1 protein-coding gene is annotated in these 349 nt (G+C 54.2%); it reads right to left on the reverse strand.

Annotation, left to right across the window (positions count from 1 at the left end; genetic code table 11):
• On the reverse strand, nucleotides 1-248 hold a 248-nt coding region (locus H1B37_RS33210), incomplete at its 3' end, for an SUMF1/EgtB/PvdO family nonheme iron enzyme (RefSeq protein ID WP_182871554.1).
• Nucleotides 249-349 lie beyond the last annotated feature (101 nt).

Genomic DNA, 349 nt, shown 5'->3' on the forward strand with positions numbered 1-349 from the left:
GATGTTTGGTAGCCCGTGTCTTCGACAAATTCCCGGAACTGTCGATTCGTCACCTCGGAAACACCTACATGAAGAGTGCCAGACAGCTCGACCATTGCCGAAGGTTTTTCGCTGCGACGAGCGAAAAGATCGTCGTCAGAAGCTCCCATGCGATAAGGCTGCAGCGGCACAGGAACGAAGTCCTCAGCGTAGACTAGGGTTGTCGCGTCAAGAGTCAGACACGCCAAGATAAAAACGGTGAAACGCATACGTAGAATCGACAATTGGACGAACGGTGGCGATCACGCGGCGGCGACGGTTGATTGACCACTTCATACAACTTGACTCCGCCGCTCGTCGTGCATCGCGT

This window comes from Stieleria mannarensis (assembly GCF_014154935.1).
In the GTDB taxonomy this organism is placed as follows: Bacteria; Planctomycetota; Planctomycetia; order Pirellulales; family Pirellulaceae; genus Stieleria; species Stieleria mannarensis.